This window comes from Brevundimonas sp. NPDC046655 (assembly GCF_044901625.1).
GTDB lineage: Bacteria > Pseudomonadota > Alphaproteobacteria > Caulobacterales > Caulobacteraceae > Brevundimonas.
In genome coordinates, this window is the sequence record NZ_JBJDPV010000004.1 from 269810 (window position 1) to 288150 (window position 18341).

Below are 18341 nucleotides of genomic sequence, written 5' to 3' on the forward strand. Positions count from 1 at the left end.
AGCGATCCGCGCCTTTTTCAATTCTGGCCTGGGACCAAGCTCAGCCCTTGTCGGCCGGCGCCTCGTGCCCGGCCATCTCGCGCATCATGTCCAGGATCAGCTTCTGCTGACGCACCGACAACTGCGGGGCCAGACGACCGATCTCGATGCTTTGACGGGTGGTGGGGAAATCGTGGACGAAGGGCTCGACCTCTCCCTCGGCCATGCCCGGCTGAGGCGTCGTCAGTCCCTCGAAGAAGTAGCCGATATCGACCTTGAAGAAGCGGGCGATGTCCCACAGCTTGGACGCCGAGATGCGGTTGGCGCCCTTCTCGTACTTCTGGATCTGCTGAAAGGTCAGGCCCAGCGCCCGGCCCAGATCGCTCTGATTGTAACCGAGCGCGATGCGCTTGTCGCAGACCCGCCGACCGACATGACGGTCCACGGGATGAGGGCCGTCCTCTGCAGAGCCTCTGACCATCACGCGTTCTCGCTGAAATCTACGCCCGAACTCAATTGTCTCGAAATGCGACGGATAGCCAGCGGTGTCACGACAATTCGCGTTGTGCGCGTGTCCTTGCAGCCTGACCCGGCTAGCGGTCGCCCTCATCCTTCAAGGCTCGGATGACCGCCAAGGCCGTGCGCTGGCGCGCTTCCGGCAGGTCTCTCGCCGCAGCGCCGATCCTCTGCACCAGGCCGCCGTGTTCCAGCGGCGCCTCTGCCTGCCCCCCGGCGTCGTGGGCGCCGAAAAGACTTTGAGGCTCTGGAAGCCTCTCGAAGGTCGCAGTAGGGACGGCGCCCGAAAAGGGCTGCCCCCTGAAAACGCTGGTGATGTCGATCTTCAACGCCTCACAGAACTGCCACAAGCGAGCAGCGGGAAGGCGATTGGCGCCGCTCTCGTGGCGGCCCCACTGGTTCGTCGAGATATCCAATTTGCGGGCCATGTCCGCCTGAGTCAGACCATGGTTCTCCCGGATAAAACGGACGCGCGCGCCGAGATGCTCATCAATATGACGCGTCCGCCTGCGGTCCTGCTCGTCCTCGTCGCCCGCCTTGCTCATGCCCGCCCCTTGCGCCTTCCCCACGACAGGCCACCCGCCAGCATCAGGACCAGCAGGACGCCGAACAGGCCGTCGCCCCAACGGCCGTAGAGGGTCGGCGCCGCGGGTTCCGGCAGGCGCACGTCGATGACGCCGGCATGGCCGGGGTCCAGCCGCTTGCCGTCCACGACCCGGCCCCAGGGATCGATCATGGCCGAGACCCCGGTCGGGGTGGCCCGCGCGATCGGCAGTCCGGTCTCGATGGCGCGATAGCTGGCCAGGTTCAGGTGCTGGCGCGGGCCCGAGGTGGCGCCGAACCAGGCGTCGTTGGAGACATTGACGATCCAGGCCGGACGGTCGGCGTCCTTGGCCGGGGTGAAGCCCGGATAGAGGCTTTCGTAGCAGATCAGCGGCTGGACGTTCGGCGCATTGACCAGGCTGATCGGCGCGGGCTTCGGCCCGGGGCTGAAGTCGGCGGGAACGTGAACCAGGCTGCGCACGCCGATCCGGCTCATCAGGCGGCCCAGCGGCAGATATTCGCCGAATGGCACCAGACGGTGCTTGTCGTAGATGGCGCCGATACGCAGGCCCGACGCGCCCTCGTCGTGCAGGGCGAACAGGCTGTTGAAGTAGCGCGCGCCGCCCTCGGCGCTCGGGTCGGCCTCGCCGCGGCTGATGCCCATCAGCAGGGTCTGACCGGGCTGCAGGGCCTCGGCGATGGCCTGGGCGTCGGCCGAGTTGAAGACGTCGTTGGCGGTGGCGGGCAGGGCGCCTTCGGGCCAGACCACCACGTCGGGAACCGCCGCCCCCTTTTGGGCGGTGAGCGCCACATAGCGATCGACGATGGCCTGATAGGCCTCGGGCGACCATTTGGATTCCTGAGGGATGTCGGCCTGAACCAGGCGGATCAGGGTCGGGCCGTCCACGCGCTCGGCCGACGACAGGCGCAGGGCGCCGAAGCCGAACAGGCCCGCCAGCACCGCGACGCCCAGACCGGCGGCGATCCAGCGCGGACGACGCGCACCGCCGCTCGCCAGCAAGCCCAGGACCGAAACGGCCGCCAGCGTCACCAGCCCCAAACCATAGACGCCCGCGACCGAGGCGAACTGCGACATGGCCGAACCCGCCTGCCAGCTGGCCCCGGTCGGGTTCCAGGGGAAGCCGGTCAGGACATGGCCCCGCAGCCATTCCAGCAGGGCGAACAGGGCCGCAAACAGCAGGACGCGGCGCGCGCCCTGCGGGGCGAAGCGACGATAGAGAGCCGTCGCCGCGCCGAAGAAGAGCCCCAGCCCCATGGGCAGCAGGCTGGCGGCGAAGGGCGCCATCCAGGCCTGGTCCTTGTTGACCAGGAAGGCCTCGGCCACCCACCAGCAGCCGATGAAGAAGTAAGAAAATCCGGCCAGCCAGCCGACCCAGAAGCCGCCCTTCACCGTCCGCGAGCGCTCGGCCAGCAGCATCAACAAAGGATAGCCCAGCAGGCCCGGCAGGATCCCGAACGGCGGATGCGCCAGAGCCGCGCCGGCGCCCGCCAGAAGAGCCAGGGCGATACGGCCCCAGCGGTTCGTCAGCACGCCCCCCCAAAGGGCCGACAAACGCTGGTTCATGCAGTCGCCTCATGTTCAGCGGCATAGGGATCGGCGACGCCGAGCGACGCCAGGATTTCGCGCTCCTCGGCCTCCATCTCCTCGGCCTCGGCATCATCTTCGTGGTCGCGGCCCAGCAGGTGCAGCACGCCGTGGACGACCAGATGGCTCAGATGGTTCGACAGGGTCTTGCCCTGCACCTCAGCTTCAGCGGCGCAATAGGCGAAGCCCAGCACCACGTCGCCCAGATGCGGAAATGCGCTCTCGGCCGCCGGGAAGGACAGGACGTTGGTCGGCCGATCCTTGTCGCGGAAGCGGGCGTTCAGATCCTGAACCCCGGCGTCATCGGTCAGCAGCACGACCACATCGCCCTCGACCGTTCCCAGCGCCGCAGTCGCCGCGTGCAAGACGACGGCTTCGACGTCAGACAGCGCAGCCGTCCAGGCCGCGTCCTCGACTTCGATCTCGATCATTCAGTCTTCGTCCTCGAGGTCCGGCGTCGGACGGTTCCGCGCCGCGTCGGCGTCATAGGCGCGCACGATGCGCTCGACCATGGCGTGGCGCACCACGTCCTCGGCCTTGAAGGCCTGAACCCCGACCCCCTTCACGTCCTTCAGGATGCGCAGGGCGTGGGCGAGGCCGGAATCGCGCGGGTTCAGCAGGTCGATCTGCGACGGGTCGCCGGTCACCACCATGCGGGCGCCCTCGCCCAGACGGGTCAGGACCATCTTCATCTGCAGGCGCGAGGTGTTCTGGGCCTCGTCGACGATGATGAAGGCGTGGCTGAGGGTGCGCCCGCGCATGAAGGCGATGGGGGCGGCTTCGATCTCACCCTTCTCGCGGCGACGACGCACGTCCTCGACGCCGAGGATGTCGTTCAGCGCCTCCCAGATCGGAGCCAGATAAGGGTCGACCTTCTCATTCAGGTCGCCCGGCAGGAAGCCCAGCTTCTCGCCCGCCTCAACGGCCGGACGGGTGATGACCAGGCGGTCCACCTGGCCGCGCCGCAGCAGACTGGCGCCATAGGCCGCCGCCAGGAAGGTCTTGCCTGTGCCCGCCGGACCGACGCCGAAGGTCAGCTCGCAGCGGCTGAGAAGGTCCAGATAGCGCGCCTGGGCCGCCGTCTTGGGCGCGATGGCCCCGCGCCGCCCGACCGGCAGGGCCACGGCGTCCGGCACCACCCGGCCCTGATCTGCGCGCGGCTGCGTCACCGCGGCGCCGAGCGCCATCCGCACATCGGCCTCGGTGATCTCGGCGCCTGCGTCGGCCCGTTTGGCCAGGGTTTCGACCACGCGTTTCGCCTGGGCCCGATCCCGCGCCGAGCCGTTGATCGACACGCCCCCGCCAGGCGCCTCGACCAACACCTTGAAGGCGTCCTCAATCAGGGCGACGTGGCGGCTGTTGGGGCCGATCACGGCTCGCAGCGCCTGATCGCTCAGGGACAGGAATTCGGACTCTCGCGCCATTAAGGCTCCATCTTTGTTGCTCTAGCGCCCCGCTCGCGGAGCGGGGCTGCTTGAGAGCGTTTTAGGACCCCTATCGCCTTGCTCGCGGAGCGAGGCTGCTTGAGGGACCATTCTCTTGTGTCCCTAACGCCTCGTCCAGCGGGACGAGGCTGCTTGAGGGACGTCGCTGCAGTACCGATCTAGATAGTGCTTGGGTCGGCCAACCGCCCGTTCAGACTGTTCTGGGCGCCGCTGATGATCTGTACCGGAACGATCTGGCCCAGCAGATGATCCGCGTCCTCGACGTGAACGGCCTGCAGATAGGGCGAACGACCGATGGCCTGACCCGCATAACGTCCCTTCTTTTCAAACAGGACGTTCAACGTCTTGCCCGCCTGGGCCGCGTTGAAGGCGGTCTGCTGCTCGAACAAAAGGGCTTGAAGCCGCTGCAGGCGTTCCAGCCCGACCTTCTCCTCGATCTGACCCGGCATGGTGGCGGCGGGCGTGCCGGGACGCGGCGAATAGACGAAGCTGAAGGCCCCCGCATAGGTGACCTGACGCACCAGATCGAGGGTCTCCTCGAAGTCGCGATCCGTCTCGCCGGGGAAGCCGACGATGAAGTCGCCGGCGATGGCCATGTCGGGCCGCGCGTCGCGGATGCGGGCGATCAGGTCGATGTATTTCTGGCGGCCATGCTTGCGGTTCATCAGCCGCAACACCCGGTCGGACCCGGCCTGAACCGGCAGGTGCAGATAGGGCATCAGGGCGTCCAGATCGGCGTGGGCGGCGATCAGGTCGTCGCTCATGTCGTTGGCGTGGCTGGTCGTGTAGCGAATGCGATCCAGACCCGGGATCTCGGCCAGGGCATAGGCCAGCCGGGCCAGGGTGAAGGGCTTTCCATCCGGCCCCTCGCCGTCATAGGCGTTGACGTTCTGACCCAGCAGCGTGACCTCGCGCACGCCCCGGTCGGCCAGGGCGCGGGCCTCGGCCAGCACCGCCGCAACCGGGCGCGACCACTCGGCGCCGCGCGTATAGGGCACGACGCAGAAGGTGCAGAACTTGTCGCAGCCCTCCTGCACGGTCAGGAAGGCGGTCGGGCCGTCGCCGCCGCGTGTGGCGATCATCTCGGGCGTCAGGGCGTCGAACTTCTCATGCGGGGCGAAGTCGGCGCCGATGCGCTCGCCGCGCGCCCGCGCCGTGCGGGTCAGCAGTTCCGGCAGCTGGTGGTAGGCCTGGGGTCCGACCACCAGGTCGACCGCCGGTTGGCGCTTCATGATCTCTTCGCCCTCGGCCTGGGCGACGCAGCCGGCGACCGCGATGGTCATGCCGCCGTCGCCGCGCGCGACCTTGCGTTCGCGCATCTGCTTCAGCTTGCCCAGTTCCGAATAGACCTTTTCGGCGGCCCGTTCACGGATATGGCAGGTGTTGAGGATGACGAAGTCGGCCCCTTCGGGCGCGTCGGTCGTGGCATAGCCCAGCGGGCGCAGGACGTCGGCCATGCGCTCACTGTCATAGACGTTCATCTGACAGCCGTAGGTCTTGATGAAGAGGCGTTTGGGCGCAGCCGAAGCAGCCCCGCCGTCCGCCGTTTCCACGGGCTTTTCGAGCGTATCGGTCATGCCCGGCTTATGATCGCCGAAGGCGGCGACGGCAAGACGAGCGGACGCAGCCTCAGCTGTCGGTGGGCTCCACGCGTGCGGCGTGGCGCTTGTAGATCAGGCCCTCGCGCTCGCTGGGCTCGACGCCCTCGATCGAGTGGCCGTAGAGCTCCAGCTTGTGACCGACCAGTTCGAAGCCCAGACGCTTGGCGATCTCGGTCTTCAGGCGCTCGATCTCGGCGTCGAAGAACTCGATGACCTCGCCGGTCTTGGTGTCGATCAGGTGGTCGTGGTGATCGTCGCCCGCCTCTTCATAGCGGCTGCGGCCGTCGCCGAAGTCGTGCTTCTCGACCACCCCCGCCTCTTCGAACAGGCGCACGGTGCGATAGACGGTGGCGATTGAGATATGCGGATCGATGGCCGAGGCACGGCGATACAGCTCCTCGACGTCAGGGTGATCCTCGGCCTGCGACAGCACGCGGGCGATCACGCGCCGCTGCTCGGTCATACGCATGCCGCGGTCGGCGCAAAGTTTCTCGATCCGGTCCATGGGCCGGAGGATAGGCTGAGCCGTCGCCTTATGGAAGCTATCGAGAAAAGTTCAGCGCCAGCACCAGGGCGTCCTCGCGACTTCCATCCGCACGCGCATAATATCCGCGACGACGCCCCGCCTCGGTGAACCCCGTCCTGGCGTAGAGGGCGCGGGCGGCGACATTGTCCTCGGCCACTTCCAGGAACATGCGCTCGGCCCCCAGCGCCGCCGCTCGGACCACGGCGGCCTCGACCAGACGTCGGCCGAGCCCGCCGCGCCTTGCGGATGGCCGCACGGCCAGGGTCAGGATCTCCGCCTCGTCGGCGACCACGCGGATCAGGATGAAGCCGTCGGGCTCCTCGACCGCAAAGACACCGGGCGAGGCCAGCAGGGCTGACAGTGAGGCGGCGTCCCACGGCGTCTCGAAGGCCTCGGCGTGGAGGGTGGCGAGGGCCTCGATCACGAGGCGCCAGTCATGATGCGGCGGGTGGGCGCGGCTGGCCCGGCAAGCGACTGGGCGGGGTGGCGTCGGGCGCGCGCAGATAGAGCGGGCGGGGCAGGGCCGTCGTCGGATCGGCGGCGGCGGTCAGGCTAGCCAGGGCCTCAGGCGTCGGCGCCGCCAACGGCGTAACCACTGCCCCCGCGAGGCGATCGGGGAAGGCCTCCGCCAACACCGGAGCCCCGGATCCGACCAGGGCCGGCGCATTCCCGGCTGCAGCCTGAAGAATACGGTCCACCGCGACGTCCAGCGGCAGGGCCTCAGCCTCATCCAAGGGGACCCCGTCGCAGAACAGCCGCGCGTAGACCTGCCCTCGACGAGCGTCGATGACCGCAGCGACCAACCCCTCAGTCGGGGCCGAGACGGCCAGAGCGTCCAGGGTCGAGACGCCGACGACCGGACGATCCAGCGCCGCGCCCAGGCCCTGGGCGAAGGCCAGACCGACGCGCAGGCCGGTGAAGGAGCCCGGCCCCACGGTGACGCCGATCCGGTCCAGCGCGCCGAAGCCGCCGCCCGCATCCGCTACAGCGTCGCGGGCCATGCCGGCCAAACGCTCCTGATGGCCCTTGGCCATCAGCTCGGTGCGCAGGCCCAGCACGCGCCCGTCCTCGACCACCCCGGCCGAACAGGCGCCCAGCGCCGTATCCACGATCAGAACTCTCATCGCGGCCTTCCTATCGGGGTGATCAGGCCGACGCCAGCGCCTCGACCACCCGCGTCACCGCCTGACGCAGCGCCGGGTCCGCGATGCGGTGAAAGGCCTGGGCCAGGGCGCGGCCGTCCACCGTCGCGGTCAGGTCGCGCAGACCCCCCACCGGGTCGTCGCCTCGCGTCGGAAAGAATTCGGCGACGGAACAGCCCAGAGCCGTCGCCACCTGATGCAGGCGCGAGGCCGAAACACGGTTGGCGCCCTTTTCGTACTTCTGAACCTGCTGGAAGCTGACCCCTAGTTGGGCGGCCAGCGCCGTCTGCGACAGACCCAGGGCGGATCGGCGCGCCGCCATCCGCGCGCCCACGACGGCGTCGATGTCCTGGGTGCGGCGAGGCATGAACGGCGTCTCCCTGATCCTGAAGGGAGAGTTTCACAGGACGCCATGAAACACAACTGTTTCGTTTCATCACTCATCCAGGCGGGCGACGACCGCGCCGACCGCACGGGTCAGGGCCCGCGGGATCCGCTCGATCGTCAGCAGGGCGCCGGCGCCGCGCACCACCAGCTCGGTCTCGTCCGAGCGCACATAGAGCCGCGCCCGCAGCGAGCCGTCCGCCATCTCGATGACGCAGCCCTGATCGCGGCGCGGCCATCGCCCCGGCGCATATTCCAGCACCGTGCCCGCCGCCGCCCAGGGCGTCAGATCGTCGGTGGACAGTTGAAGCCGCCGCCGCTCCTGCGTCGCCGCCGCCTTGAAGGCGCGCCCGCGAGACTCAAGGCCGGTTGCAGACGGCCCCGGCCGCGGGGCGGGGGCGGCGCCGACCAGAAGGGCCAGATCCTCGGGCGTGGCGTCGAGGGCGGCGGTCAGGCGCCGCTGGACGTCCGGGCGGAACAGGCCGGGGCGCTTGCCCGCCTCGTACAGGCCCCAACCCTGGCTGGTCATGCCGATCCTCGTGCCGGCCTCGACCTGGCTCAGGCCGCGTTCGCGGCGCAGGGCGGACAGGGCTTCGCCGAGGGCGCGCCCCTCGGCTCCGGCGTCATCATCGGATGTGAAACGGGCCATGCGGCGATCATGCCCCACGGCCCGTTCGGACGATAGTGTTTCATGTGAAACAACATCTTTGTGGAGGCGCGGTCAAAAGGCTCCGCCTTCTCGACCCGACGCGGCTTTGTGCAGGGCCGCGGTCGTCGGCCCCTCGGGACCTCCCGACCCGACGCGGCCTGGCGCTTCGCGCGCGCCCCACCTGCGCTCAAGCAGCGAGCCGCCGCGTGGCGAGCGATAGCGCCCCTTGCCTAGATGACCTGCTCCACGCTGGTCACCTCGGGGATGTAGTGGCGCATCATCTGTTCGACGCCCGCCTTCAAGGTGGCCGAGGAGGAGGGACAGCCCGAGCAGGCGCCGCGCATGCGCAGGCGCAGGACGCCGGTCTCTTCGTCGAAATGGTCGAACAGGATGTCGCCGCCGTCCTGGGCCACGGCCGGGCGGATGCGGCTGTCCAGCAGACCCTTGATCTCGGCGACGATCTCGGTGTCCTCGCCGGCGTCCTCCGCCGTCGCCGGGGCGCCGCGCGTCAACGGCGCGCCCGAGACGAAATGATCCATGATGACCGACAGGATGGGCGCCTTCATCGCGCTCCAGTCCGGGGCCTGAACGCCGCGCGTCACCGAGACATAGTCGGCGCCGAAGAAGACGCCCTCGACGCCTTCCAACTGGAACAGGGCCTCGGCCAGGGGCGAGGCCGTCGCTTCGTCGATGGTGCGGTATTCCAGCACGCCTTCCGGCGCCACGTCGCGGCCCGGCAGGAATTTCAGGACATGGGGATTCGGCGTGGGTTCGGTCTGGATGAACATGGCCGGGAGATGGACCTCGACAGAGAAGTTCGCAAGCCTTCTCCCTCCCCTTCATGGGGAGGGTGGTCGGCGCGAAGCGTCGATCGGGTGGGGAGGGCAAGGTGATGCTGGGCGTGGCTTCTGATTTGCCGAGCGCCCCCACCCGGCCTCGCCCTACGGGCTCAGCCACCCTCCCCATGAAGGGGAGGGAGAAACGCAGCATCGTCGCTCAAGCAGCGAGGCTCCGCGAGCCGAGCGATAGCGACCCTTAGAATTATGCCAGGTCTTCGATGTCCGCCTCGGTCAGTTCGCCCGGCACGATGGTCACGGGCAGCTTGCGGCCTGTGAAGGCGCCGCCCTGTTTCAGCACGGCCGAAACCAGGGGGCCTGGCCCGCGCGAGCCGGATCCCGCCGCCAGGACCAGGATCTTGATGTCGGGGTCGGCGCCGACGGTCTTGCGGATGGCGCCCTGGGGGTCGCCTTCCTCAATGATGAAGATGGGCGGGGCGCCGGACTTCTCGGCGGCTTCCTCTCCCAGACGGTTCAGCAGGGCCTCGGCCTCCTCGCGCTGCTGACGGCGGATTTCGTCGCGGACGCCGGACCAGTGTTCATCCGAGCCGCCGGGCAGGGCGCGCAGCAGCACCACGCGCCCGCCGGTCGACTTGGCCCGGCGGGCGGCGTAGCCGAGGGCCGCGCCGAACTCGGGGCTGTCGTCCACGACGACGAGGAACTTCCTGGGCATGAGGTCTTGCGCCTTGCGGATCTCTGAACAGCGGCGACCACCTAACGCCAAGCCGCCCCAAACGCCAAGGCCCGCCCGCCTCGTCGCGAACGACGAAACGAGCGGGCCTCTTCAGGCAGACATCACGCGACTGCGCTCAAGCAGCGAGCCGCCGCACGGCGAGCGATAGCGCCCCTTGGGAAGCCTTAGCTTCCCAGAACCTCTCTGATGGCCCCGTTGGCGATGGTCAGCTTGGCGAAGGTCCAGCCCGTGCCCGAGGTCTCGATCTCGTCGACCGACCCGCGCAGGGATTCGACCTGACCGATGCGGGCGCCGATCCAGGCGTCAACGGCCGTCTCGGCGGCTTCCTCGCTGGCGCCCGCCGTCTCGGCCGAGGCCTTGGCCACGGCGCGGGTCAGCTGCTGCTGCTCGGCCATCAGGTCCTGGATCAGTCGGCGCACGGCCAGACGATCGAAGTGATCGCCCGACGGGATCGAGCCCGCCGCCACGCGCAGGCGGTCGAAGTCGAAGGCGGCGCCGACCTGGTGATAGAGACGCGCCATGGCCGGCGCGCTCCAGCCCAGTTCATTGGCCAGATCGCCGATGTCGGCCGTGGCCACCATGGGCCGCAGCAGGGCGATGTCGCGGGCCAGGTCTTCCGGGGCGCCCAGGCCGACGAAGGTGGCGACGCGGGCTTCGAACTGCTGCTGCTCGAAGCGCGACAGCACAGCCGGACCCGCGGCGCGCAGGGCGTCGGCGGCCGGCTGATAGGCGGCGATCATGCCGCCGACCGTGGTTTCCGTGCGGGCGGCGCGGCGGGCCAGCCAGTAGGTCTGGCGACGCAGGACCTTGGCGATCTCCTGACAGAGGGCCGTCTGGGCCTCGGCCGGGATCTTCAGGTCCAGGGCCGACACCGCCTTCCAGGCCTGATCCAGGCGGAAGACCTGACGCGCCGTCTCGAAGGCCGTGACCATGGCCGCGGTGTCGCATTCCGCCGCCGCCCGCAGGCGGTCAGGGAAGGTCGGCCCGGCCATGTTGACGATCTCATTCGACAGCACGGTGGCGATGATGTCGCGACGCAGGCGGTGGCCCTTCATGTCCTCCTCGAACTTCGCCAGCGGAGCCGGGAAGTAGTGGACCAGCAGGCGCTCGAAGAAGGCGTCGTCCGGCGCCGAGGAGCCGACGATCTCGTCGAACAGCTCCAGCTTGGAATAGGCCGTCAGCACCGCCAGTTCCGGACGGGTCAGGGCCGCGCCCTGCAGCTTCATCTCGGCCATGCGGGCGTCGTCGGGCAGGTATTCCACCGCGCGGTTCAGCTTACCCAGGGCGGTCAGGTGCTGCATGAAGGTCTGCTGGGCGTCCAGCGCCTCGGCGCCTTCGGCCTGTTGCAGGGTCAGGGCCAGGGTCTGGTCATAGTTGTGGGCCAGGACCTTGAGGCCGACCTCGTCGGTCATCGATTTCAGCAGGGCGTTGCGGTCCTCGGCCTTGAGATGACCCGAGGCGATGGCGCCGCCGGTGAGGATCTTGATGTTCACCTCATGGTCGGACGAGTCCACGCCGGCCGAGTTGTCGATGGCGTCGGTGTTCAGGCGCATGCCCGCGCGCGCCGCCTCGATGCGGCCCAGCTGGGTCGCGCCCAGGTTGGCGCCTTCGCCGAGAACCGATGCCCGCACCTCGCCGCCGTTGATGCGGATGGCGTCGTTGGCCTTGTCGCCGGCCTGGGCGTTGGTCTCGCCCGCGCCCTTGATGTAGGTGCCGATGCCGCCGAAGTAGAGCAGCTCTGCGCGCGCCTTGAGGATGGCCTGCATCAGGGTGGTGGGGTCGACCGTGTCGGCCTCGATATCCAGCAGTTCCTTGATCTGCGGCGTCAGGGTGATGGTCTTGGCGGAACGAGAGAAGACGCCGCCGCCTTCCGAAATCAGGCTCTTGTCATAGTCCTGCCAGCTGGTGCGCGGCGTCTCGAACAGGCGCTGGCGCTCGCCGAACGACTTGGCCGTGTCCGGATTGGGGTCGATGAAGATGTCGCGGTGATCGAAGGCGGCGACGAGCTTGATCGCCTTGGACAGCAGCATGCCGTTGCCGAAGACGTCGCCGGACATGTCGCCTACGCCGACCACGGTGAAGGGCTCGGACTGGATGTCCTTGCCCATCTCGCGGAAGTGGCGCTTGACCGCCTCCCAGGCGCCGCGCGCCGTGATGCCCATCTCCTTGTGGTCGTAGCCGGCCGAGCCGCCCGAAGCGAAGGCGTCGTCCAGCCAGAAGCCATAGGACTGGCTCACGCCGTTGGCGATGTCCGAGAAGGTCGCCGTGCCCTTGTCGGCGGCCACGACCAGATAGGGATCGTCGCCTTCCCAGGCCACGACATTGGCCGGACGCACCGGGGCGCCTTCGCCCACGATGTTGTCGGTGATGTCCAGCAGGCCGGACAGGAAGGTCTTGTAGGCGCGGATAGCCTCGGCCTGGACCGCGTCGCGGTCGCCGCCGACCGGCAGCTGCTTGGGATAGAAGCCGCCCTTGGAGCCGACCGGCACGATGACCGAGTTCTTGACCTGCTGGGCCTTCACCAGACCCAGGACCTCGGTGCGGAAGTCGTCGCGACGGTCCGACCAGCGCAGACCGCCGCGCGCGACGGGGCCGAAACGCAGGTGAACGCCCTCGATGTGCGGGGCCCAGACGAAGATTTCGCGGAAGGGCTTGGGCAGGGGCAGATCCTCAAGCTCGCGCGAGGCGATCTTGATCGAGATGTGCGGCTTGGCCACGCCCTCGGCGTCGACCTGATAGAAGTTGGTGCGCTTGACCGCGCCGATCAGCAGGGCGATGCGGCGCAACACCCGGTCGTGATCCAGACTCTTCACGTCCTGCAGCAGGGCGAGGATCTTGTCGTTCAGTTCGGCCACCAGGGCTTCGCGCTCGGCGACCGTGCCGCCGTGGGCCGGATCGAACTTGGCCTTGAACAGCGACAGGATCGCGCGCGCGACGGTCGGATATTCGCGCAGGGCCGTTTCCTGCACCGCCTGCGACGGGTCCAGGCCGGTCTGCTGACGATAGCGGGCGAGGGTGCGGATCAGGGCCGCATCGCGCCAGTCGACGCCCAGCTCCAGCACCAGACGGTTGAAGCCGTCGCTCTCGGTGCGGCCGGTCCAGACCGCCGAGAAGGCGGCCTCGAACGGAGCCTTGATGTCGGCGAAGGTCAGAGCCTCGCCGCGCGGATCTTCCAGCAGGAAGTCGTGGATGTAGATGGGGGCGTCGCCGGTCGTGCGGACGACATGGTCCGACTCCTCCAGCGTCTTCAGGCCCATGTCGGCCAGAATCGGCAGGACGTCCGACAGCGGCACGGCCGAGCCGCGACGATAGAGTTTGAAACGGAACTGCAGCGAGGTCTCGTCCGCCGTGCGGAAGGCGCGGACAGCCACCGGCTCGGAATGGACGCCGTCGCCCATCGAACCGTCGTTCAGGCGGTCGAACTGCTCCAGATCGGCCACGGCCTCGGCGGCGTCGTAGCGATCACGATAGGAGACGCCGAAGCTGTCGGCCCATTTGGCGCTGGTCGGCCCGACAGCGACCTCATCCACGTCGGCGGCGCGCAGGGCGGTCTCGAAGCGGTCGATCCAGCTGCGGCCGGCCTCGGCCACCTCGGCTTCCAGGGCCTTGGGATCGGGGTTCAGGTGGGCGCCCGGCTCGACGCCGATGATGTAGTGGACGCGCGTCAGCGGCTGGTCCGTCAGCTGCGGATACCAGGCCGAGACCCGACCGCCCCAGGCCTTGGCCAGGATGCCGCCGATGCGCTGGCGCAGGCCGGCGTCGAAGCGTTCACGCGGGATGAAGCACAGAACCGAGACGAAACGATCGAACGGATCGCGGCGCGAGAACAGACGGATGCGCGGGCGGTCGTAGAGGTGCAGGATGCCGAGCGCGGTATCCAGCAGCTCGTCCTCGCTGATCTGGAACAGCTCGTCGCGGGGATAGTTCTCGAGGATGTTCTTCAGGCGCTTGTAGTTGTGGCTGCCGGGGGTCTTGCCCGCGCGTTCCAGCGCATTGGCGACCTTGCGCCGGATCAGCGGCACCTCCTTGGCCATCTTGTCATAGGCCTCGGCGGTGAACAGGCCGACGAAGCGCGTCTCGCCCGAGGCCTTGCCGTCCGCGCCGTAACGCTTGACCCCGACGTAGTCCATGTAGGCGCGGCGATGCACGCGCGAGCGCATGTTGGCCTTGGCCACGGTGACCGGCTCGCTCTCATTCAGCTGGCGCTGCATGGCCGGGGTCAGGACGGCGGGCTCGGAAGCGCGGCGCAGCACCCGGCGCTCGGGATCGTTCAGAATGCCCAGGCCCTGATCCGACACCTCCAGCGGGGCCTCGGCCGCATAGCCGCCGTCGGCGCTGCGGGGATAGGCGTAGTCGCGGGCGCCCAGGAAGACGAAGTGGTCGCTCTTGGCCCAACGCAGGAAGGCGATGTTCTCTTCCAGCACGGCCGGATCGACGCCGGCGGGCGGCGCGGCCTCCAACTGCTCGACGGCGTCGCGCATCAGTTGAACCATGGCGGCGTGATCGGTCACGGCGGCGCGCACATCGGCCATGGCCTGGGCCAGGCCTTCGCCCAGGGCGTCGCGGCGCTCCTGGGGCAGGGGGTCGATGACGACGATGATCAGGGAGTCGCGACGGCCAGCCTCAAGCTCGACGATCGGGTGGAAAAGGGCCCGCACCGTTACCCCGGCGTCGGCCAGTTCGCCGAGCACGCTGTCGACAAGGAAGGGGGCGTCGTCCTGCAAGATCAGGACGCTGTCATAACCGGTCGGGGCGCCGTCGGCGCCGACCAGGGGGCTGACGGTGACGCGGGCGGGTTCTCCGGCCTTGCGGGTCAGGGCCGCGCGCCAGGCCGAAGCCAGCAGGGCGGCCAGATCGTCGCCGCCCAGTTCAGGGGTCTCGTCAGCGGCGTAGTCGTCGAAGGCCTGGGCCAGGAACGACTTTTCTGCGGCGCCCGGCGGGCCGTCGACAATCCGCGCGTAAGCCGCTTCCAGCGCCTCCAGTACAGCTGGCGTGGCGGAAACTGTGCGCGGAGCGGCGGACATGGTGTGGTCTCGAACAGCACGGCCTGAGGCCGCAGGGATTTGACCGCGCCACCTTAGCGCCGCTGGCGAAACTGGCTAGGCCGGCTGAGGCGGCTAAGACCCTGAATTTCAGTGTGCAGCGCACCATGTTGCGCCAGAGGCCCACAGTTGGGCGAATTTCGGTCGCTCAAGCCTAAAACACGACAACAACCGCCCCAATTCGGCCCGGATCAGACGAAGCATCATACCGAAAACATGGGCCTGAAAAGAACAAGGCCGTCGAGCGAAACGCTCGACGGCCTGCTTGGGTCCGGCGCAGGAGGGGGAGGGAGCGCCGGTCCTCTGGACTTCGCGGCCGGAGGGGGGAGGGGGGCCGCGTCGTCTGATTGGACAGATAGTCGGCGGTTGTGGCGGATCAAGGGCAGGATCAGCCTTCATTCCGATCTTTTTGGTGCGGCGGCTTGCCACGCCTCCACAGACGCGTGAACCAGGCGTCCTCTCCGTCCGGCCGCGCCACAGCCTTGCGCGGGGCGTAGGGCTCGCCGTCGCCGGACAGCAGGACCGCCATCCAGCGCGAGCCCTTGAACTCGGCCAGGATGGCCATGGCCATGACCGCCAACGGGGTCGACAGGAACATGCCCGGCACGCCCCACATCTTGCCCCACAGGGCCAGGGCCAGCAGGACCACCACGGGGTCGATGTTCTGATTGTCGCCCTGCATGCGCGGCTGGATCATGTTGCCGACCACGAACAGCAGGGCCTGCAGGCCCACCAGCAGGATCAGGGCCGGCCAGTAGCTCTCGAACTGCACCAGGGCGAACAGGGGCGGAGCGCAACCGGCGATGGCGCCGCCCAGCACCGGAATAAAACCGACGATGAAGATGACGAAGGTCCAGAACTCGGCGTTCTGAAGCCCCACGGCCCGCATCAAGGCCCAGGCGACGGCGCAGATCATGGCCCCCGTCACGGCCTGGACCCACAGATAACCCTCGACCCCGCCGCGCACCCGGCTGAACACCTCCAGCGCCTCATTGCGCGCGCCGCGATCGGGGAACATGGCCACGATCTTCTTGCGGAAGCCCGCCTGCGAGGCCAGCAGGAAGCCCAGATAGACCATGACGAAGAAGGCGCCCGAGGCCACGCCCTGGGCCTGCAGGGCCGCCTGGGTCAGCCAGCCACGCAGGTCGATTCCCGCGATCAGCTCGTTCAGCGTCGGCGGATCTGACACCCCGACCAGGCCGCTGACGTCGGCGATGATGTGATCCAGCCGCGGACCGATGCTCGCCGACACCCCTGACGCATCAGTGAAGAAGCTCGCCGCCCCGTCGACGATGATCCAGATCGACAGCAGGAAGCCCAGCACCACGACGGTCAGGGCCGCCGCGCCGGCGAAGCGCGGAGGCACAGGCGTGCGGTGCTCGATGGCCCGCTTCACCCCGTCGATCATGATCAACAGGAAGATGGCCATGGCCAGGGGCGTCAGAATGTCCCTCAGCCAGTAGAGCGCCGCCCCGCCCGCCACGACGGCGATCAGGACCAGGGCGTTGCGCGCGACCGAAGAGGTCGGAACCGTAATGGGCAGTTTCATGAGCGTGACTGTCGGCGGCGTCGGGGAGAGCGTCAATCGCTGTAAAGCCGCACGGTTCCGCCTTGCGGCCCCGCCCCTGTCAGATAACCATGCGGTCAGACGCTGGAGACCGCCCGACATGACCGACGCCCCCGCCGCCCTCTTCCTCGGCCAGTCCTTCGAGGGCGCCGCTGAAAACCTGCTGTTCAAGCGCGCCAACCGCCACGGCGTGGTGGCCGGCACCACCGGCACGGGCAAGACCGTGACCCTGCAGATCATGGCCCAGGGCTTTTCCGACGCGGGCGTCCCCGTCTTCTGCGCCGACGTGAAGGGCGACCTGTCGGGCATCAGCCAGGCGGGCAATGTCGAAAAGTTCGCCGAGCGCGCCGGCAAGATGGGTCTGAGCCTGACCGGCAAGGCGGCGCCGGTCGTCTTCTGGGACCTGTACGGCGTCAAGGGCCACCCGATCCGCGCCACCGTTTCCGACGTCGGTCCGACCCTGCTGGCCCGGATGCTGGAGTTGAATGACGTGCAGGAGGGAGTCCTGACCGTCGCCTTCCACGTCGCCGACAAGGAAGGCCTGCTGCTGCTGGACCTCGAGGACCTGCGCGCCCTGCTGGCCTATGTCGGCGAGAACGCCCAGACCATCGGCCGCGAGGTCGGCAATGTCTCGCCCACCTCCATCGCCGCCATCCAGCGCGCCCTGCTGCAGCTGGAGCAACAGGGCGGGACCGCCTTCTTCGGCGAGCCGGCCCTGCGGCTGGAGGACATGATGCGCACCTCGCTGGACGGGCGGGGCCAGGTCAATGTGCTGGACTCCACCCGGCTGATGAACAGCCCGCGCCTGTATGCCGCCTTCCTGTTGTGGCTGCTGTCGGAGCTGTTCGAGCAGCTGCCCGAGATCGGCGACCCGGAGAAGCCGCGCCTGGTCTTCTTCTTCGACGAGGCCCACCTGCTGTTCAACGACGCGCCCAGGGGCCTGCTGGAAAAAGTCGAGCAGGTGGTGCGCCTGATCCGCTCCAAGGGGGTCGGGGTCTATTTCGTCACCCAGAACCCGGCCGATATTCCTGACACCGTCCTGGCCCAGCTGGGCAACCGGGTGCAGCACGCCCTGCGGGCCTATACCCCGGCCGAACAGAAGGGGCTGCGCGCCGCCGCCCAGAGCTTCCGCACCAATCCCGCCTTCGACACGGCCGAGGCCATTCAGGCCCTGGGGGTGGGCGAGGCCCTAGTCTCGACCCTGGACGACAAGGGCGCCCCGACCGTGGTGGCCCAGACCAGGATCCGTCCGCCGGACTCCCGTCTCGGCCCCGCCACCGACGCCGAACGCGCCGCCGTCATGGCCGCCAGCCCGGTGCGCGGGACCTATGACACGGCGGTCAACCGCGAGTCCGCCGAAGAGGTTCTGAAGGCCCGCCGCGCCCAGGCCGAGCGCATCGAAGCTGAAACCGCCAACGCCGCCGCCGAGGCCAAGGCGGCGGAGAAGGCCGCCCGTTCGGCCCCCGCCCCGGCGCGCGAACGCGCCGCTTCCCGTCCCCGCGCCTCATCCCGCCAGACGCCGATGGAGGCCCTGACCAAGTCCGTCCTGCGCACCGCCGGCTCGACCATCACCCGCGAACTGCTGCGCGGCGTGCTGGGAAGTTTGAAGCGACGGTAGGGACCAACCGACGACCGATCGGATTCGGCCGGAGCCCGCCCCTCCGCCCTCTGTCACCCCGGACGGCCCGAAGGGACGATCCGGGGTCCAGGCGCCGAAACCCATGGCGGGATCGCGGACGCCTCAACCGCCTGGGTTCCGGGCTCGCTGCGCGCCCCGGAATGACGGCTGAGGGTGGAAAGCGGCAACACCG

The 18341-nt window shown here is 68.7% G+C and carries 16 protein-coding genes; 1 reads left to right on the top strand and 15 read right to left on the bottom strand.

What is annotated here, in order from left to right; translation table 11 throughout:
- Positions 1 to 40: 40 nt before the first annotated feature.
- The 15 genes from ACI2KI_RS12985 to ACI2KI_RS13055 form a co-directional block, all read right to left on the bottom strand.
- The gene (locus tag ACI2KI_RS12985; RefSeq protein WP_292084881.1) at positions 41 to 460 is read right to left on the bottom strand and encodes a helix-turn-helix domain-containing protein; all 420 of its coding nucleotides are present in this window, start codon (positions 458 to 460) and stop codon (positions 41 to 43) included.
- A 112-nt stretch (positions 461 to 572) separates the two neighbouring features.
- Positions 573 to 1040, bottom strand: a complete 468-nt coding sequence (locus ACI2KI_RS12990; protein ID WP_404620670.1) for a helix-turn-helix domain-containing protein — start codon at positions 1038 to 1040, stop codon at positions 573 to 575.
- Positions 1037 to 2623, bottom strand: coding sequence for an apolipoprotein N-acyltransferase (lnt, locus tag ACI2KI_RS12995; protein ID WP_404620672.1), 1587 nt, complete (start codon positions 2621 to 2623; stop codon positions 1037 to 1039). Before lnt ends, ACI2KI_RS12990 begins: the two co-directional genes overlap by 4 nt.
- Positions 2620 to 3075, bottom strand: coding sequence for an rRNA maturation RNase YbeY (ybeY, locus tag ACI2KI_RS13000; RefSeq protein ID WP_292084875.1), 456 nt, complete (start codon positions 3073 to 3075; stop codon positions 2620 to 2622). Before ybeY ends, lnt begins: the two co-directional genes overlap by 4 nt.
- Positions 3076 to 4068 carry a PhoH family protein gene (locus ACI2KI_RS13005; RefSeq protein WP_292084874.1) on the bottom strand — a complete coding sequence of 331 codons (993 nt, stop codon included), beginning with the start codon at positions 4066 to 4068 and terminating at the stop codon, positions 3076 to 3078.
- A gap of 179 nt (positions 4069 to 4247) precedes the next feature.
- Complete coding sequence (gene miaB / locus ACI2KI_RS13010; RefSeq protein ID WP_404620675.1) at positions 4248 to 5666, bottom strand: tRNA (N6-isopentenyl adenosine(37)-C2)-methylthiotransferase MiaB; 1419 nt, start codon at positions 5664 to 5666, stop codon at positions 4248 to 4250.
- Positions 5667 to 5718: 52 nt separating this feature from the next.
- Positions 5719 to 6195, bottom strand: a complete 477-nt coding sequence (locus tag ACI2KI_RS13015) for a Fur family transcriptional regulator (protein ID WP_404620677.1) — start codon at positions 6193 to 6195, stop codon at positions 5719 to 5721.
- Positions 6196 to 6232: 37 nt separating this feature from the next.
- Positions 6233 to 6640, bottom strand: a complete 408-nt coding sequence (gene rimI, locus ACI2KI_RS13020) for a ribosomal protein S18-alanine N-acetyltransferase (protein WP_404620679.1) — start codon at positions 6638 to 6640, stop codon at positions 6233 to 6235.
- Positions 6641 to 6650: 10 nt separating this feature from the next.
- A complete protein-coding gene (gene tsaB / locus ACI2KI_RS13025) occupies positions 6651 to 7340 on the bottom strand; it encodes a tRNA (adenosine(37)-N6)-threonylcarbamoyltransferase complex dimerization subunit type 1 TsaB (RefSeq protein WP_404620681.1) in 690 nt (229 codons plus the stop codon).
- 22 nt (positions 7341 to 7362) lie between these two features.
- Entirely contained in the window at positions 7363 to 7725 is a 363-nt protein-coding gene (locus tag ACI2KI_RS13030; protein WP_404620683.1) for a helix-turn-helix domain-containing protein, read from the bottom strand.
- 69 nt (positions 7726 to 7794) lie between these two features.
- Positions 7795 to 8391: a helix-turn-helix domain-containing protein gene (locus ACI2KI_RS13035; protein ID WP_404620685.1), complete on the bottom strand. Its 597-nt coding sequence runs from the start codon at positions 8389 to 8391 to the stop codon at positions 7795 to 7797.
- 230 nt (positions 8392 to 8621) lie between these two features.
- Positions 8622 to 9179: a NifU family protein gene (locus ACI2KI_RS13040; protein ID WP_404620687.1), complete on the bottom strand. Its 558-nt coding sequence runs from the start codon at positions 9177 to 9179 to the stop codon at positions 8622 to 8624.
- Positions 9180 to 9432: 253 nt separating this feature from the next.
- Positions 9433 to 9900 (bottom strand): universal stress protein, encoded by a 468-nt coding sequence (locus ACI2KI_RS13045; RefSeq protein WP_312063835.1) that lies wholly within the window; start codon positions 9898 to 9900, stop codon positions 9433 to 9435.
- Positions 9901 to 10085: 185 nt separating this feature from the next.
- Complete coding sequence (locus ACI2KI_RS13050) at positions 10086 to 14945, bottom strand: NAD-glutamate dehydrogenase (protein ID WP_404620689.1); 4860 nt, start codon at positions 14943 to 14945, stop codon at positions 10086 to 10088.
- A 406-nt stretch (positions 14946 to 15351) separates the two neighbouring features.
- A complete protein-coding gene (locus ACI2KI_RS13055; protein WP_404620691.1) occupies positions 15352 to 16512 on the bottom strand; it encodes an AI-2E family transporter in 1161 nt (386 codons plus the stop codon).
- A gap of 118 nt (positions 16513 to 16630) precedes the next feature.
- On the opposite strand from ACI2KI_RS13055, the gene ACI2KI_RS13060 reads away from it, so the two are divergent.
- Positions 16631 to 18148: a helicase HerA-like domain-containing protein gene (locus ACI2KI_RS13060; RefSeq protein WP_404620693.1), complete on the top strand. Its 1518-nt coding sequence runs from the start codon at positions 16631 to 16633 to the stop codon at positions 18146 to 18148.
- Positions 18149 to 18341 lie beyond the last annotated feature (193 nt).

What these genes read in the sequence shown, in the direction of transcription:
- ACI2KI_RS12985 (WP_292084881.1), bottom strand. Translation starts at nt 460, where the DNA reads ATGGTCAGAGGCTCTGCAGAGGACGGCCCTCATCCCGTGGACCGTCAT.
- ACI2KI_RS12990 (WP_404620670.1), bottom strand. Translation starts at nt 1,040, where the DNA reads ATGAGCAAGGCGGGCGACGAGGACGAGCAGGACCGCAGGCGGACGCGT.
- lnt (WP_404620672.1), bottom strand. Translation starts at nt 2,623, where the DNA reads ATGAACCAGCGTTTGTCGGCCCTTTGGGGGGGCGTGCTGACGAACCGC.
- ybeY (WP_292084875.1), bottom strand. Translation starts at nt 3,075, where the DNA reads ATGATCGAGATCGAAGTCGAGGACGCGGCCTGGACGGCTGCGCTGTCT.
- ACI2KI_RS13005 (WP_292084874.1), bottom strand. Translation starts at nt 4,068, where the DNA reads ATGGCGCGAGAGTCCGAATTCCTGTCCCTGAGCGATCAGGCGCTGCGA.
- miaB (WP_404620675.1), bottom strand. Translation starts at nt 5,666, where the DNA reads ATGACCGATACGCTCGAAAAGCCCGTGGAAACGGCGGACGGCGGGGCT.
- ACI2KI_RS13015 (WP_404620677.1), bottom strand. Translation starts at nt 6,195, where the DNA reads ATGGACCGGATCGAGAAACTTTGCGCCGACCGCGGCATGCGTATGACC.
- tsaB (WP_404620681.1), bottom strand. Translation starts at nt 7,340, where the DNA reads ATGAGAGTTCTGATCGTGGATACGGCGCTGGGCGCCTGTTCGGCCGGG.
- ACI2KI_RS13030 (WP_404620683.1), bottom strand. Translation starts at nt 7,725, where the DNA reads ATGCCTCGCCGCACCCAGGACATCGACGCCGTCGTGGGCGCGCGGATG.
- ACI2KI_RS13035 (WP_404620685.1), bottom strand. Translation starts at nt 8,391, where the DNA reads ATGGCCCGTTTCACATCCGATGATGACGCCGGAGCCGAGGGGCGCGCC.
- ACI2KI_RS13040 (WP_404620687.1), bottom strand. Translation starts at nt 9,179, where the DNA reads ATGTTCATCCAGACCGAACCCACGCCGAATCCCCATGTCCTGAAATTC.
- ACI2KI_RS13045 (WP_312063835.1), bottom strand. Translation starts at nt 9,900, where the DNA reads ATGCCCAGGAAGTTCCTCGTCGTCGTGGACGACAGCCCCGAGTTCGGC.
- ACI2KI_RS13050 (WP_404620689.1), bottom strand. Translation starts at nt 14,945, where the DNA reads ATGTCCGCCGCTCCGCGCACAGTTTCCGCCACGCCAGCTGTACTGGAG.
- ACI2KI_RS13055 (WP_404620691.1), bottom strand. Translation starts at nt 16,512, where the DNA reads ATGAAACTGCCCATTACGGTTCCGACCTCTTCGGTCGCGCGCAACGCC.
- ACI2KI_RS13060 (WP_404620693.1), top strand. Translation starts at nt 16,631, where the DNA reads ATGACCGACGCCCCCGCCGCCCTCTTCCTCGGCCAGTCCTTCGAGGGC.